The organism is Sphingomonas sp. PAMC 26617 (genome assembly GCF_000242835.1).
Taxonomy (GTDB): Bacteria; Pseudomonadota; Alphaproteobacteria; order Sphingomonadales; family Sphingomonadaceae; genus Sphingomonas.
In genome coordinates this window covers 3119069-3134804 of record NZ_JH594425.1, presented here as the reverse complement: position 1 = coordinate 3134804, position 15736 = coordinate 3119069, and the positions used below count along the sequence as shown (strand labels likewise).

At 62.7% G+C, this 15736-nt stretch carries 11 protein-coding genes and 1 pseudogene; 6 read left to right on the top strand and 6 right to left on the bottom strand.

Going from position 1 to position 15736, the window contains the following annotated elements; all coding sequences use genetic code 11:
- Positions 1–178: 178 nt before the first annotated feature.
- Complete coding sequence (locus RH91_RS13705; protein ID WP_037479445.1) at positions 179–889, bottom strand: SDR family oxidoreductase; 711 nt, start codon at positions 887–889, stop codon at positions 179–181.
- 114 nt (positions 890–1003) lie between these two features.
- Here RH91_RS13705 and RH91_RS13700 point away from each other — a divergent pair, with 114 nt between their 5' ends.
- Both RH91_RS13700 and RH91_RS13695 read left to right on the top strand, forming a co-directional pair.
- Positions 1004–1621: a TetR/AcrR family transcriptional regulator gene (locus tag RH91_RS13700; RefSeq protein ID WP_010163411.1), complete on the top strand. Its 618-nt coding sequence runs from the start codon at positions 1004–1006 to the stop codon at positions 1619–1621.
- 346 nt (positions 1622–1967) lie between these two features.
- Positions 1968–4079, top strand: coding sequence for a M13-type metalloendopeptidase (locus tag RH91_RS13695; RefSeq protein ID WP_010163410.1), 2112 nt, complete (start codon positions 1968–1970; stop codon positions 4077–4079).
- A gap of 361 nt (positions 4080–4440) precedes the next feature.
- Here the strand turns inward: RH91_RS13695 and RH91_RS13690 are convergent, their stop codons facing one another.
- On the bottom strand, positions 4441–5367 hold the full coding sequence (locus RH91_RS13690) for a VOC family protein (protein WP_198283297.1): 927 nt from the start codon (positions 5365–5367) through the stop codon (positions 4441–4443).
- A gap of 152 nt (positions 5368–5519) precedes the next feature.
- Between RH91_RS13690 and RH91_RS13685 the strand changes: the two genes are divergently transcribed.
- Positions 5520–6461: a glycoside hydrolase family 5 protein gene (locus RH91_RS13685; RefSeq protein ID WP_010163408.1), complete on the top strand. Its 942-nt coding sequence runs from the start codon at positions 5520–5522 to the stop codon at positions 6459–6461.
- A gap of 200 nt (positions 6462–6661) precedes the next feature.
- Positions 6662–8992, top strand: a complete 2331-nt coding sequence (locus RH91_RS13680; protein WP_232283506.1) for a glycoside hydrolase family 3 protein — start codon at positions 6662–6664, stop codon at positions 8990–8992.
- Positions 8993–9395: 403 nt separating this feature from the next.
- Here the strand turns inward: RH91_RS13680 and RH91_RS13675 are convergent, their stop codons facing one another.
- Complete coding sequence (locus RH91_RS13675) at positions 9396–10382, bottom strand: alpha/beta hydrolase (protein WP_157136937.1); 987 nt, start codon at positions 10380–10382, stop codon at positions 9396–9398.
- A gap of 191 nt (positions 10383–10573) precedes the next feature.
- On the opposite strand from RH91_RS13675, the gene mgrA reads away from it, so the two are divergent.
- On the top strand, positions 10574–11650 hold the full coding sequence (gene mgrA, locus RH91_RS13670) for an L-glyceraldehyde 3-phosphate reductase (protein ID WP_010163405.1): 1077 nt from the start codon (positions 10574–10576) through the stop codon (positions 11648–11650).
- Positions 11651–11726: 76 nt separating this feature from the next.
- Here mgrA and RH91_RS13665 read toward each other — a convergent pair.
- A pseudogene (locus RH91_RS13665) lies at positions 11727–12326 on the bottom strand (GDSL-type esterase/lipase family protein); the annotation flags it as partial.
- A gap of 446 nt (positions 12327–12772) precedes the next feature.
- The gene (locus RH91_RS13655) at positions 12773–13576 is read right to left on the bottom strand and encodes an aldo/keto reductase (protein WP_010163402.1); all 804 of its coding nucleotides are present in this window, start codon (positions 13574–13576) and stop codon (positions 12773–12775) included.
- Between the two features lie 942 nt (positions 13577–14518).
- On the opposite strand from RH91_RS13655, the gene RH91_RS13650 reads away from it, so the two are divergent.
- Positions 14519–15094 carry an FxDxF family PEP-CTERM protein gene (locus RH91_RS13650; protein ID WP_010163401.1) on the top strand — a complete coding sequence of 192 codons (576 nt, stop codon included), beginning with the start codon at positions 14519–14521 and terminating at the stop codon, positions 15092–15094.
- Positions 15095–15148: 54 nt separating this feature from the next.
- Here the strand turns inward: RH91_RS13650 and RH91_RS13645 are convergent.
- The coding region (locus RH91_RS13645) for an N-acyl amino acid synthase FeeM domain-containing protein (protein ID WP_157136936.1) at positions 15149–15736 on the bottom strand (588 nt) is incomplete at its 5' end.

Below are 15736 nucleotides of genomic sequence, written 5' to 3'. Positions count from 1 at the left end.
AGCGGTTGCCGGAACGGCGTGGGCAACCGCCACGGCCGCACCAGTGATCATAACCGTTCGGCGATTGACTATCATGGCTTGTCTCCGTGTTGCGCAAGCGAGCTCGCAACAAATGAATGAACGCACCGCCGTGCTCAAAAGCGCATCTGGCAAAACATACTTTGCCTATGGCCGAAAACTAGACCAGCCTTGCGCCGCCATCGACATGGATCGTCTCACCCGTAATCGCCCCGTTCTGCATGAGAAGCAGCACTGCTTGGGCAACTTCATCTGCTGTCACCAAACGAGGAATTGGGTTTTTCTTTGCGACATCCTTTAACGCCTGCGCTCCATTATCCGGAAAGATATGGTCCCACATCGGGGTGTCGGTATAACCAAGTGCAATGGCGTTGAAGCGGATCGGTGCAAACTCCAAAGCAAGAACGCGTGCGAGTTGTTCTGTCGCCATCGTCGCAATTCCAGAGACCCAGGCCCCGCTCACCGGGCGGTCTGATGAGAGCCCGCCCGTGAAGGTGAAGGAACCACCTGGCCGAATGAGGTGATGCGCGGCGCGGACCACGTCGATCGAACCCCACAGGCGTTCGTCGAACTTCTGGCGAAATTCGCTGAGAGGGTGATCGAGCGGCCCCCCGACCTTCGTGCTGCCGGCTGCGATATAGACGTGATCAACTGCCGGAAGACCGGAGAAGACTTCCTGGATCGACGCCACGTCGTTGATGTCGGCCTCGCGGATCTCAAGGCCGCTCACGGCTGCTTGCGCGGCCTCGAGCTTCGCCCGGGTTCTCGATACTGCAAGGACGGTGGCGCCAAGCGCACGCGCCGCTTTCGCGACCGCCAGCCCAATACCCTCAGAGCCTCCGATTATTACAACCTGCTGGTCCGTCATCATGAGAATGGGCACCTTCATTGATAATGCGCACCCTAAATTGGGGTTCCCGTTTTGTTTATCGTTCCCTAAAAACTGGGATCTTGCGCCCGCACGTCAACCCCTTACGTTGGGCACATGACAATCGCTTCGTCGATCGCAGCAGAGCCCAGGGTACGGGGCCGCAAACCGACGTTCGACCGGACGGAGGCCCTTGCGATCGCGCTCGATCTGTTTTGGCGCCGCGGCTACGAGGGGGTTTCGATTTCCGACCTTTGCCAAGCGATCGGGATCGCGGCGCCGAGTCTTTATCACGCATTCGGCAGCAAGGCCGAGCTCTACCGAGAAGTCGTGCGGCTTTATAACGCGAGCAACCTGACCCCGAAGGACATCGCCGCGACCCCCTCTGCCCAGGTGGCTGCGCAAACGATATTAGAGCGCGGCGTGTTGGCTGTGACACGGCCGGACAGGCCGGTCGGCTGCATGATCTCGAGCGGGCTGCTGATGGTTGGGCTGGACAATATCGGTCTTGCGGCGGAGTTGCGGGTCCTGCGTGGCGATCTGCGGGGGGCGTTGGAGGACCGCATCGCTCGCGATGTGAAAGAAGGTGTGCTGTCGGCGGCTGTCGCCCCCCCAACGCTCGCGCGCTTTTACGCCACCGTTTTGCAAGGCTTGTCGGTGCAGGCGGTCGACGGTGCCACACAGGCCGAACTCGATGCCGTCGTTCTCACCGCATTGCGCGCTTGGCCAAAGTGATGTTTCCGGAGTCGGGCCTGGTCGTCCTGAATGTCGCGAGCTCCACGCATTGCCGATCGTCGGTTTCGATTGGCCCGATCGACAGCTTTCCTCTCAACCGGTCATTCGCAGGAGCGGATCCGAACAACCGACATTGGTCGTGAGCTGCCGGGCCTCCGTGACCCATAAGCAGCCGCTTGCGCACTGAAACTCGCCTCCCGAAAGCGCCCGCTCGTTCATCTTTCAACCTCGTCCCGGCCCGCGGCGATGACGGTCACGGCCAGCGCTACCTTGCTTGTCGCGTGGCATCGACTGCGGGTGACTCGTACGATCTCGACCGGCAGTAGCGGGCGCTTATGGCTTTGACATGCAAAGTCTCTTCGCCGACGATAGCGGCATGCAAAGCAAATCTGATCGCCATCGGCCGGCCCGCGCAGCCGGCTTCGTCCTCTCGCTTATCGTCGCTGTCGCTCCTGCTGTCACCGCGCTTTCCGCGAGGCCTTCCTTGCCACCGCCGCCGGTCGGTGCCTCGCATTACGGGACCTGGGGCGTCGACGAGGCGCTCATGGACCAGGGCGTCATGCCCGGTAACGACTTCTTTCGCTATGCGCTCGGCGGTTGGTTGAAGACGGCTCAGATCGCGCCGGACAAGTCGCGCGCCGGCTATAATTACGACCTGCCCGACAAGACCGAACGCGACGTGCGCGCGATGGTCGAGGGCGCAGCGCGCCAGCCGGGCGCGCCGCGTTATGTACGGCAGATCGTCGATTACTACGCTGCGTGGATGGACGAAGTGGGGATCGAACGGGCTGGCTTCGCGCCCGCAGCGCCCTATCTGCGGCGGATTGCAGCGATCGGCGATCGGATAGGGCTTGCCGCGCTCATGGTGCAGCCGGGCTATGCGGCGCCCGTGCGGATCGACATCAACCAGGACGACAAGGATCCGACGCACTACGCCGTCGAGATCGGCCAGGCCCGCTTGGGCCTGCCGAGCCGCGACTATTACCTGCTGACCGCCCCCAAATACGTCGCGATACGGGCCGCGTACCACGATTATATCGCGCGTATCGGGCAGCTGTCCGGGCAGAGCGACCCCGGCGTCACCGCCGATCGCATCATCGCGCTCGAGACACGCCTTGCGACCGATCAGTGGACGCCCGAGCGGCGCCGCGACCCGCAGGCGGTGTACAATCCGATGACGCTGGCGCAACTCGCGCAGCTGTCGCCGCAGATCGGCTGGTCGTCCGTGCTCGCGCAAAAGGGACTCGGGACCGTCGGCAAGGTGATCGTGCGCGAGCCCAGCGCGGTGGCCGCCGCGATGCAGCGCCTCGCCGATGTGCCGCTGGCGACATGGAAGGCATATCTCGCCTTCCGCTTCGTCAGCGACCATGCGCAGTTCCTGCCCAAGGCGTTCGACGATGCGCGCTTTGCCTTCTACAGCAAGACGTTGAACGACGTGCCGGTCCAGTCCGAGCGGTGGAAGCGGGGCATACGCCTGCTCGACGCCGACCTGGGTGAGGCCGTCGGGCAATTGTACATCCAGCATCACTGGACGGCCGAGACCGAGCGCCAGGTCAACGAGATGATCGACGACATGCGCGCGGCCTATGCCGACAAGATCGACCACGCCGCCTGGATGGACGCGCCCACCCGCAAGGAGGCGCTGGTGAAGCTCGCGGCGTTCGACCCGCGGATCGGCCACCCGATCAAATATGTCGATTATGCCCCGATGCGCGTCAGCCGCAGTGACGCTCTGGGCAATAAGATCGGCGCCGAAGACTTCCAGTGGAAGCTCCAGCTGTCGCGCTTCCCCAAACCGGTGGATCGCAGTCTGTGGGACATGAACCCGCAGGAAGTGAATGCCTATTACTCGCCGACGATGAACCAGGTGACCTTCCCGGCCGCCCAGTTGCAGCCGCCCTTCTTCGATGCGGCGGCGGACCCGGCTGTCAATTACGGCGAGACGGGCGCGACCATCGGCCACGAAATGGGCCACGGCTTCGACGACGAGGGCCGTCAGTTCGATGCGCAGGGTCGCCTCCGCGACTGGTGGACCAAGGCCTCGGCCGAGCGCTACACTGTGCATGCGCAGATGCTGGCCAAGCAGTTCGACGCCTATGAGCCGATCGTCGGCGTCCATATCAAGGGTCAGCTGACACTCGGCGAGAATCTGGGGGATCTGGGTGGCCTGGAGGCGGCCTATGCGGCCTATCGCCGCTATGTAGCGCGGCACGGCGAGCCGCCGGTGCGCGACGGCTTCACCGGCGACCAACGCTTCTTCCTCGCTTATGCGCATTCCTGGCAAGGCAAGGCGCGCGAAGGCGCGCTGCGCGCGCAGCTTCTGTCGAACCCGCACGCGCCCGAGGAATATCGCGTGAACGGGATCGTCCGCAATTTCGACCCCTGGTATGCGGCATTCGACGTCAAGCCGGGGCAGGGCCTCTATTTGCCCCCGCAAGCGAGAGTGCACGTCTGGTAGGCGGACCTACGCCGGATCGGTGGTCGTACGAGTGCGTTAGAAGCTTGGCGTCACACGCGTCTGCCGTGACGCAAACGGTAGTAGATCAAAAGACCGACAAGGAGACGTTCGGTACGGATTTTCGCTTCTCGAAAGCGGACGTTCGTTCATCCGCCATCCTGAACTATTCCTGCACGCCACGATCTCGCTAATGGTCAGCCGCGGCTGCAAGATAGTGACCTTTCTTTCAAGGTGGATTTCGTTTGCTCGAGCGCTTCAATCGGCTTCTCGCGCGACGAAACGAGCGACGCATCGATCCAAATCGCAGTCGCCATTGCGCGAAGGGCAAGCGGCTGCACGAAAACGCCCGCCGCGTCATGCTTTAGTCCTTGGGGCTATCTGCGGTAAACACCGAGCAGCATGGCTTGCTCGCCGGCTGGAACTCCATCAGTTCGACGCGGGTCCCGTCGGGATCGTACAAATTGGCTTGCCATTTGCCATCGAGCCCCATCTGCGGGCCGTCGTGGCGTGGGCTAAGGCGGTTCTCGCGGTAGAGTGTCGTCACTGCCGCTTCCATGTTGGGGACGCCTAGCGACAAATGATTGAGCACGCCGAGTTCGTTGGCATCAACCTTCTGGAGCGGCACGTCGGAGCCGGGACCGACCATCATATATTCGAGCCAGTCATGGCCATCGGGTGCCTGTTGCGAGATCCAGTCGACCTTGCTTGGATCGAACGCGCCGTACCAATAGGGCCGAAAGCCGAGCAGTTGGCGGTAGAAGCCGTCCTGTTTCGCGCCGTCGTGCACGGCATAGCCGACATGGATGATACGGCCGCTAATCGCGCCCGGCACAGCGGCGGTGTCGGCGCTCGCCGCCTGCACGAACTGCACCTTATTGCCCTCGGGATCGTGCGTCGTGAACCAGCGCTCACCCCCCGCGCCACGCTGCACCGGGGAGAGTGCGGTCATGCCGTGGCGTACGAGCCAGGTGCGCAATCCATCGGCATCCGGAGTCGCATAGGCGACATGCGCCAGCACGCTCGGCCCGTGGCCGGCCGGCACCGGTAGCACCTCGACGAACTGGCGCGCGCTGAAATAGTAGCGCGTGCCGGCGGAGTCCTCGGGGTCTGTCCCTTCGCGCGCACCAAGCACCCGCGTGTAGAACTCGCGCGTCTTGGCTGCATTCGTCGAATAGACCGCCAGGTGCGAGACGCCGGTTATAGGGGGTCGCTTGGCGGCGTGCGGCGGGGTAGCGGCGCTGACGAGCGTTGCAGAGAACAGCCCCAAAAGGCGCAATCGTCGGAGCATCATGCCCTCCTCACCCATAGTCGATCGTGCGGCTTTCCACCGCTTGACGGACAGTATAACCAGCAGAAAAGCCCCTGTCATCACAAGGGGCTACGAAGGGGAGAATGCCGACGATGCGTAGAACCGCGTTACTGCTGGCTTGCATAGTTGCCGTGATCGGCTCGCCCGCTGCGGCAGACCCCGTTTCACAGATCGTCGCCGAGCATGGCCACCTCCACGTTCAGGGCAATCGCGTCGTCGACGCAGAGGGCCGACCGCTCACGCTGCGCGGCATGTCGTTATTCTGGAGCCAGTGGAAGTCGGCCTTCTACAACCGCCGCACGATCCGCTGGATCGCGAGCGACTGGCACGCGACGGCCGTGCGCGCCGCCGTCGCCGCCGCCAGCGGCGGCTATATCACCGATCCCGCAGCGCAGACGCGGCGTGCCGAGCAGGCGATCGACGCCGCGATCGGCGCGGGCATCTATGTCGTCGTCGACTGGCATGCGCACGACCCGATGCCCGACGAGGCGATCCGCTTCTTCGGGACGATCGCGCAGCGTTATCGCGGCGTACCGAACCTCATTTACGAGACGTGGAACGAGCCGCTGCCGAAATATGGCTGGTCGGCCGTCATCAAGCCGTATCACCTCCGGGTGATCGCCGCGATCCGGGCCGAGGACCCGGGTGCCTTCGTGGTTGCCGGCACGCGCAGCTGGGATCAGGATGTGGACGAAGCGGCCGCCGACCCACTGGCGCTGCGCGATGTCGCCTATTCGCTCCATTTCTACGCCGCCACGCACAAGCAGGCGATCCGGAACAAGGCGGAGGCCGCCCTCGCCCACGGCGCGGCGCTGTTCGTCACGGAATATGGCACTACCGCTGCCAATGGCGACGCGCCGATCGACGTTGCCGAGACGCGCGTCTGGTGGGACTGGTGCGAGGCGCACGGCATCAGCTATTTGAACTGGTCGCTGAGCGACAAGCCGGAAGCGTCGGCGGTGCTCAAGCCGGGAGCCTCGCCGCAGGGCGGCTGGCCTGCCGACCAACTCACCGTCTCGGGGAGAATGGTGCGCAACCAGCTTCGCGCCGCCGCCGACATCAAAGCCCGCTGATCTCCAGTCGAAAGGTTTATCCGATGCTCTGCGCCCGCGTGTTTGCGCTACTTGCCGCCTGTTCGAGCGCTGCTTTGGTTGCCCAAACTGCGCAAACCGCGCCTGCGCCGACCATTCACCCCGAAAGCTGGCCGCAAGCGCACAGCCCCGTGCACCGCGACGCCGCGACCGAAGCGCGCATCGACCGCATGCTTGCGGGGATGAGCGTCGAGGAAAAAGTCGGCCAGACGTTACAGCCGGAGATGAAGTCGATCACGCCAGCCGACGTGATCACCTACCATATCGGCTCGATCGAGAATGGCGGCGGGTCGGTACCGGGTGGCAACAAACATGCCTCGATCGCCGACTGGCTCCACCTGATCGACGGTTACTGGCGGGCCTCGGTCGATCCGGCGAACACCGGCGTGCGCATTCCGCTGATGTGGGCATCCGACGCCGTTCATGGTCACAACAACGTGTTCGGGGCCACGCTCTTCCCGCACAATATCGGCTTGGGTGCGGCGCGGGACCCCGATCTGATCCGCCGCATCGGCACGTCCACGGCGGAGGAAGTGCGCGTGCTCGGCATGGACTGGAGCTTCGCGCCGACGCTCGCCGTCGTGCAGGACGACCGCTGGGGCCGCACCTACGAGAGTTATAGCGAGAACCCGGCGATCGTCGCGCAATACGCGACCGCCATGGTGACGGGATTGCAGGGTTCCGGCCGCACGTTTCTGGACCGCGATCACGTGATCTCGACCGCCAAGCATTTTCTTGGCGATGGCGGCACGGACGGCGGGCGCGACCAGGGTGACAATCTCGCATCGGAGGAGGTGCTGCGCGACGTTCATGGCGCCGGCTACCCGGCTGCGATCGACGCGGGTGTACAGGCGGTGATGGCCAGTTTTTCAAGCTGGCACGGGATCAAGATGCACGCGAACCACGCGCTGATGACCAATGTGCTGAAGGAGCGAATGGGGTTCGACGGCCTCGTCATCGGCGATTGGAACGCGCACGGCCAGGTGCCGGGCTGCACCAAGGGCGACTGCCCGGCCGCGTTCAATGCCGGCGTCGATATCTTCAACGTGCCGGAGGACTGGAAAGCGCTTTACGCCAATATGGTGCGCGAGGTGAAGGACGGCACCGTTCCAATGGCACGGCTCGACGACGCGGTGCGCCGCGTGCTCCGCGTCAAGCTGCGCGCGCATGTGTTCGATGAAGGCCTGCCCTCGTCGCGGCCGCACGCCGGGGACGCTTCATTGCTCGGCGCGGCCGCGCACCGAGCGGTGGCGCGCGAGGCGGTGCGCAAGTCGCTGGTGTTGATCAAGAACGATGGCCAAGTGCTGCCGATCGATCCGCGTGGACACCGCATTCTGGTGGCCGGCGCGGGTGCCGACAACATCGGGAAGCAGACCGGCGGCTGGTCGCTGAGCTGGCAAGGCAATGACAATACCAACGCCGATTTCCCCGGTGCCACCTCGATCTGGGGCGGGATCAAGGCCGCCGTCGAGGCGGGCGGCGGCACCGCCGTGCTGAGCCCCGATGGAAGGTTCACCGGCCCCACGCCTGACGCCGCGATCGTGGTCTTCGGCGAAAATCCGTATGCCGAGTTCCAAGGCGACCAGGCCGATGTCGCGCTCCATACCGAAGCCGTCGAAAGCCTCGCGCTGCTGCGCCGCCTGCGCGCCGCTAAGGTGCCAACGGCGGCGGTGCTGATCTCCGGCAGGCCGCTCTACCTGAACCCGCAGATCAACGCCGCCGATGCCTTTGTCGTGGCGTGGCTGCCCGGTTCGGAAGGAGCGGGTATTGCCGATGTCCTGATCGCGCAGGCCGGGGGCCGTCCCGCGCACGACTTCCAGGGAAGGCTGTCCTTCTCCTGGCCCAAGCGCCCGGACCAGACGCCGCTCAACGTCGGCCAGCCGGCGTACGATCCGCAGTTCGCCTTCGGCTATGGACTGACCTATGCGCGACCCACGCGGGTCTTCACGTTGCCCGAAGCCCAGGTCGCGGTGGTAACGGCAGCGCGCGGTGTGTTCCTGAAGGATGGTGCCGGCACGAACGGTTTTGCCCTCGCGATCGGCGATGCGCAGGCACCCCGCATCGCTGCGGTCGGCGCGCGCGTCGCCACTTACGGTGCCGAAGCGCTGACGCTACGCCGCGTCGACCGGCGGCGGCAGGAAGATGCGTGGGCTGCGGCGTGGACCGGGACCGAACCTGCCTGGATCGAGCTTGCGCGCGCAAACCCGCTCGACCTTGCACGCGAGGCGAATGGCGCAATGGTGCTGCAGATCGAGCTGCGTGTGACGCGGCCACCTTCGGCGGCCGTGACGCTGGCGTTCGGTGGCGGCGAATTGTTGGTCGGCAGCTCGCTCGGCGCGGCGGGGAATTGGACACGCCTGCGGGTACCGCTGCGCTGCTTTGGCACGGCGGGTGCCGATTTGGCGCACGTGTCAGCAATTCGGTTGCAGACTGCAGGCGCATTGCACCTGGAGCTATCCGACGTGTCGCTTCAGGAAACGACTGCCAGCGACCGGTGCCCTGCCAATCCATAAGCGAGGCCGTGCGGCAGAGTTAAGGGATTGGACAGCCAATCCGATCACTTGCTTGGTTGAACGGCCGAGCTGTACCCAACAAACCATAGCGCCGATATTGCGCGATGGATTACGAGCGCGATAGCAAAAGACCAACGATCCGGTGTTTATGGCTACGCTGGTGCAGCAAGTCGCGGCGATGGCTACCTCGACCGCGGCAAGCTCAATGAGGGACTAGACCAGCCGTCGCGTCTTGGCCTCGACTGAAAGGACCCACAATCGGCCATTTAGGATGGCTTTCCGGCTCCCCCAGTCCGGTCACTCGTTCACGTTGATCTAGACCTCGCTTTAAGGGGTAAAGGTCACTTGAACGTGTGCGGGAGCGCGTCGAACGACCACGGCGGAAACGCAGCGACTGGCCTGCTCAACGCCGATAGTCGCGCCAAAGCCATTCGAGCGCGTCGGGCAGCGTCTGCATGATGACGTCGCCGTCAACGTGGACCGCATTTGCCGCAATGACGTAGCGGTAATCGTACTGCCTCGACTGCAATGCGGCTGACACGTGGTCGTTCGCGAGCGGCCAGTTGTGGAACGTTCCTTCGGGATCCTGCCAGTGGAGATCATGTTCACCTACCTCCATCCAGAGCCGGATCGGCTTGCGCGCGGTTCCAGGAATGAGGCGCGTGGCATAATCCCACGCCCCATGCGGCGTTTGCGGGTCGGCGGGCGAGGCTTGATTCACGAACGTTCCCGAATAGGACAACACCTTGCGATACCATTCGGGGTGGAACCACGCCATCGAGAAGGCGGCCGCCGCGCCGGAACTTCCGCCCATGGTCGCGCGGCCCTCCGGGTCACGAGTGAAGCGGACACCATACAGGCGCGTGACCTGGGGCAGCACCTCCTGCTCCACGAACTCTGCATAGCGGCCCGACACGGTGTCGTATTCAAGACCCCGCTGGGACCCTTGCGCGTCACCACCGCCGGACTGGATCAGGACTGCCACAATCGATGGTACACGATGCGCAGCGATGAGGCTATCGAGCGCCGCTGTCACCCGCGCCACATAGTCGCGTCCATCCTGCACGACGAGCAATGGCGCGGCGGTACCCGGGCGGTAGCCGGCGGGCGTGTAGACGAAAACTTCTCGTCGATAAGGCGCGGGCTCGGACTGCTGGTCCGCGGGAGCGGCGAGCCGATTGCCATGGGCGTCGCGGCGGCGTGTCGTCTCGTTGTCGAGCTGCCGAATGCCGGGGTAGATGCGGCTCTCGCCCGATCGCATGATGAAGCTTCTGACGGTGCCGTGTGGCACATCCGTGCGGGGTGCCAGCTGGGACGCGTCGTGGTAGGGCGGCACGATGTGCAGCGTGTCGGCATCAGCCGGAACGGTGCCCACGAGCAGCAACGCCAACGTGATAAGCGATCGTGTGCGCATAGTGCCTCTCCTGTTCGATGCCGCCGCCCTGGGCACCGGGTCGATTAGCGTCAAGCCTACGGTCAAGCCAACCCATGCTCTTGCGACAGCTGGAAATTTGTTGAACCTACGGTTTGGCTCGGCCGAGCCAGGCGGCTAAGCCATATTACGCACCTCGAGGAATCGCCATGTCGTTCTCTGCTCCCTATTTCGCCAATCCCGCGAGATACACCGACGTCATGCCGTATCGACGCACTGGGCGAAGCGGGCTCAAATTGCCCGCGATAAGCCTCGGGCTTTGGCAGAATTTTGGTGGCGCCGACGTCTTCGAGAGTGGTCGCGCGGTGCTCCGCCGAGCGTTCGATCGCGGCGTCACCCACTTCGATCTCGCGAATAATTACGGACCGCCGTACGGATCGGCCGAGGAAAATTTTGGCCGCGTCCTCGCTTCCGATTTCGCCGCCCATCGCGACGAATTGATCATCTCGAGCAAGGCGGGATGGGATATGTGGCCGGGACCGTATGGGGATATCGGCTCGTCCAAGAAATATCTGATCGCGAGCTGCGAGCAGAGCCTCAAGCGGATGGGTGTCGACTATGTCGACATTTTCTATTCGCACCGCGTCGACCCCGATACCCCGCTCGAAGAAACCATGGGCGCGTTGATTCAGCTGCACCGGCAGGGAAAGGCGCTCTATGTCGGCATCTCGTCTTACGATGCCGGACTGACTCGTCGCGCCGCCGCGATTCTTGCCGAGGAACGAGTTCCGCTTTTCATACATCAGCCGAGCTATTCGATTCTCAATCGATGGATCGAGCGCGAGTTGCTCGCAACGCTGGATGATTTGGGGACGGGTTGCATCGCCTTCTCGCCGCTCGCGCAAGGCATGCTGACGAACAAGTATCTCGGCGGCGTACCCCGGGACGCTCGGGCCAGCCGCAGCGGATCGCTGTCGCCGGACCTGCTGACAGAGCGAAACCTTGCGGCGATCCGCCGCCTCAACGGGATTGCTTCACAGCGAGATCAAACTCTCGCGCAGATGGCGATCGCGTGGGTACTGCGCGACGCCCGCGTTACCTCTGCGTTGATTGGCGCGCGCACCGTCGAGCAGCTTGACGACTCTTTGGATGCAATCAAACAGCCCGACTTTTCTGTCAGTGAGCTCACCGCAATCGACGAAGCCGCCGGCGATGGGGGTATCAACCTTTGGTCGGGATCGTCCGACATCGTGACGTTGCCTGCCGCCCAAGGCTGGCGAGCTTAATTGACCCAATTGTGGACATTGGGATGGCCCCGCCAACTTCCCAAAACTCGCCGTTCATTCACAATCTAATTCCGCCTTAGATTGACCGTTTTCCGCGCGGCAGCTCTTCCATGTTTTCGCCAATCTCACTGCCTGGGGTCTGCGCTTCGCGATCCAAAATACAGTCGATTGCCGGCAGCATAGCTCCGACCACAGCGGCGATCGCCTTGGCATTCGGATGCACTCTGTCCGCCAGCACCATGTCTCTATGACCCATCACACCGGCGGGGAAGAACGGCCAAGTCGTTGCAGCGTGGAGCTTGGCCAAAGCTTCGTGGATGCCTGCGTAAGGCCCTGCCCTCTGCGTGAGCAACGGCGGCGGCGCGACGGTGGTGAGCAGCACCGGGACGCCGCAGCGGCCGAACTCGACGAGGATCTCCCCAAGGTTCGCCCGCGTGGATGACGGCGGCACCTGCCGGAGCACGTCGTTGGGTCCAAGCTGGACGATGGCGAGGTCAGGACGGCCTTCCAGGCGCGACAGCACTCGGGGCAGCCGCCGCAAAGCGTCCGCGGTGGTGTCGCCGGCGACGCCCGCGTTGATCACCCGTGCGCCCGGAAATCCAGCGCTCAGACGATGCTCCAGTTGAGTGGCGAAGCCGTCGGCGGTGGCTAGACTGTAGCCGGCGACGAGGCTGTCGCCGAATGCGAGGAAGAGCGGGGCTCAAGTGGTCATGGGTCGCAGCAAAGATAGGTGCTGTCGGTTCCATTTGTAACGATGCCTCGTCGTGCGCGGGTGTCGGGTAGCATCGCCCTTTGTCAGCGCCTTCGTCTCCAAGATCGCTTCCAAAATCGCCTTCGGGTAAGAGAACTCAATCGGCACGAGCCGCAGCGCTAGCCGTAGAGGAAGATACCCCCGGTGATCACCCTTCAGCACACGCTGTACGATGCTGATCGTTGCTTGGGGCGTGGCGCCCAACTGCGTTCCGGTCTCAAATCCGAGGTACATCGCGCTAAATTTTCGCCTTTTCGTCGTGCAGGTCTGGACGCGACGACGTCACCTTTCTGCCAACGTGTCAAAATCGTTCCAACGTCGGGCCTACACTTTTTGTGGCCTAATCTAGACAGCTACGTTCGTTAAAAACGCTAGCCGCCGAAGCTGCGCGGGTCCGGCCCCAGCCGTCCAACCGGCGAGTCGAGCGCTTCGATAGCTGCCATGTCCTCCTCGTCCAGGATCAAATCCAGCGCTGCGAAATTGTCCGACAGGTGCTCCAAGTCGCTCGCCTTTGGAATGACGGCCAGGCCGTGCGCGAGATGCCAAGCAATCACCACCTGTGCCGAACTGCGCTCATGCTTGTCCGCGACCCGGACGATCGGCGCGCGTGTAAGCAAGTCCTTGCCTTGGCCGAGCGGGCTCCAGCTCTGCGTCACGATCTTGTGCGCCTCATGATAAGACCGCGCTTCGCGTTGCTGGAAGCCGGGATGCAGCTCGATCTGGTTGATCGCCGGAACGACGCCCGTCGCTTCGACGATTCGCTCAAGATGCTCAGGCAGGAAGTTGCACACGCCGATTGACAGCGCCTTACCAGCGTCGCGCAATCCCACCATCGCCTGCCAAGCCTCGACGTAGCGGTCTTCAGTCGGCACCGGCCAGTGCATCAGATACAGGTCCACCGCTTCGACCCCGAGCAGCGCCAAACTTTCATCGAGCGCCGCGACCGCGTCGCCGTGACGCGTATTCGACAGCTTGGTCGTGATCCAGACGTCGTCGCCCTTGATCCCGTCTCCAACACCCCTCTCATTATCATAGGCGGCTGCGGTATCGACAAGTCGGAAGCCGACATCAAGACCGGTTCGCACGATCGTCGCCGCTCCGACGTTCTTTATCTGCCAAGTGCCCATACCGAGTTGCGGCATCGAGCGGTCGTCGTTGAGGGTAAGGTTAGCCATGGTCTTCGAACCATCGCGCCTGAAGCCGGTTCCGCTCCTGCCGATATCGCGCTGCTGTATGGGCGGTGTTAAGGACTTGCAAACCGCCATTCAGGCCACCCGCGGCGCATTTCGAAACCGGCCGCTCATTCACGGTCAGATTACGCGCTTGGACTGGTCATTTTCGGACTAGCAGCTGCCGCGCCTTTAGTTCAGGCGGCATCCGCGTCGCTGAGCTGGACGGATAGTTTGGCGGTGTCGATCGTTCTCCCGGCTTCCCAATGGTTTCTGGAGGGGTTGCGAACATTACGCTCGCCAAAGAACCCAAGTGTTGTGCAGTGCGCGCACGGTCGCCTGTATCAGTACAGCCGAGGGTGTCAGAGGCGGATTTACGACCGATCAAAGCGTCACCCGGGAGTGCGATGCCTCACGGAGCAAAGGGTATGATACGTCCGATATCGCGACTTTGCTGTAGAGGTGAGCGATTGACTTGTATCCTATATTTGGCGCGTCACACGGCGAACATTTTTATAGTGACGCTACAAAAGTAGAACATACGACGCACCTACGTGAAGTCTGTGTTGATCAGGGCGGTGTCGTGCTCACCATGGATGAATTGCATCACACTGCGCATTGATCCGGCTACAAGATTTGGGAACGATAGGAGCAGGCTGCGGCGCGGAGGTTCGCCGCAGCCCCGGCCGCGCAATTTTCCGGAGTCACTGCGGTTACGAAAGCTCAAGCACAAATAAATCACTAAGCAAGAGGAATCACGTTCTTTGGGGGCGGGCCATGCCAGAAAGGCCTCGGGCGTCTTCGTGAGAGACTCAACCATATTCCCAGGTAGCCAAACCCCTGTCAGTAGAATTTACAGTTCAACCTATTGAAACACGTGGGAATGTTGGGAAACAGGGCTTGGCACGCTCTTTGCAATCGCTTTGGATTATCTTCGGAGAGTAACCCATGCGTACCAAGCTTCTTTCTGCCGCGGCAGCCCTCGTCGCCATCGCCGCTGTCGCTCCGGCGTCGGCTGCAACCTTTGCGGTTAACGACACTGCTGGCAACGCCGCACAGGGCGGCAACTTCAGCAGCACCCCCGGCCCAGACGGCACGTTCAATGGCATGTTCGGCGTGCAGAACATTGGCCTTGGCAACTTCTCTGAAATTTTCACGTTTACCCTGCCGACCGACGGTCTGGGCAGCGGCTCGGTAACCTCGATCGCATCGGGCAAGCTGATGTCGACCACCGACCTCAACTTCACGTCGGTGTTCTTCAACGGCACGGCTGCTACGATGTTTCCGAACGGTCGTTTTGAGTTCGCGTCGCTTGAGCTCATCCCGATCACGGCTGGCCAGCTCAACACGCTGACCGTCAACGGCTTCTCGTATGGTGGTGCATCGATCGGCGGCAGCCTGTCGTTCACCCCGACTTCGGCTGTCCCGGAAGCGGCAACCTGGGCAATGATGCTTGTTGGCTTCGGCATGATGGGTGCAGGCCTGCGCTATCGTCGTCGTAGCTCGACGGTTGCTTTCGCCTAATCGCGATACGCTTAGAAAATGCCGCCGGTGAAAATCGGCGGCATTTTTTGTGCGTTAAAGATCGGGTAGGAAAACCTTCACGAGCACGTTGCCGTTTTGGGCATGGTGCGTCGCACCGTCGGACGTAAGCTCGTCCGCCATTTCCAGCGCATCTTCGCGTGAAAAGAACAGGGAATATAGCGATCGCGGCACGGCGTCCGGCGACAGGTCGCATGCAGCAGCGTCAATCCGGTGCTGAATGCTCGATATTTCAAGCCGCATAAGTTGCGAGGGCGCGCCCACGCTGTGATTGGTGCGCGGCGTCCCGATTGCCTTGAAACCGAGCATAGCTTCGTAGAAACGACGATGACGCGGATTGACCTCAATGAACAGGTCAGTGCAGCGATGGTGATGGTAGCCGTAGATAAACACGATGTGGAACAATGCCGCCAGCAGGGGCTTGGACGGCAGGCCAGTCTCGAACGCTAGACGGCTGAGTTCGCAAATCTTGCGTCCCGCGGCTTCTCGGAACGGGTTGAGTTCGTCAGCGAAAATCTTGTCCGCCGCCAGCCCAGCGTCGGAATCTACCACGAGCGTGACAGTCCCAAGGATTTGTGAGTTTTCGGACGCTGTGAAAGTCGCACTAGCGCGGTGCGCAGGCAA

Coding starts and splice junctions, on each gene's coding strand:
- RH91_RS13705 (WP_037479445.1), bottom strand. CDS start 889: ATGATGACGGACCAGCAGGTTGTAATAATCGGAGGCTCTGAGGGTATT.
- RH91_RS13700 (WP_010163411.1), top strand. CDS start 1,004: ATGACAATCGCTTCGTCGATCGCAGCAGAGCCCAGGGTACGGGGCCGC.
- RH91_RS13695 (WP_010163410.1), top strand. CDS start 1,968: ATGCAAAGTCTCTTCGCCGACGATAGCGGCATGCAAAGCAAATCTGAT.
- RH91_RS13690 (WP_198283297.1), bottom strand. CDS start 5,367: ATGCTCCGACGATTGCGCCTTTTGGGGCTGTTCTCTGCAACGCTCGTC.
- RH91_RS13680 (WP_232283506.1), top strand. CDS start 6,662: ATGAGCGTCGAGGAAAAAGTCGGCCAGACGTTACAGCCGGAGATGAAG.
- mgrA (WP_010163405.1), top strand. CDS start 10,574: ATGTCGTTCTCTGCTCCCTATTTCGCCAATCCCGCGAGATACACCGAC.
- RH91_RS13655 (WP_010163402.1), bottom strand. CDS start 13,576: ATGGCTAACCTTACCCTCAACGACGACCGCTCGATGCCGCAACTCGGT.
- RH91_RS13650 (WP_010163401.1), top strand. CDS start 14,519: ATGCGTACCAAGCTTCTTTCTGCCGCGGCAGCCCTCGTCGCCATCGCC.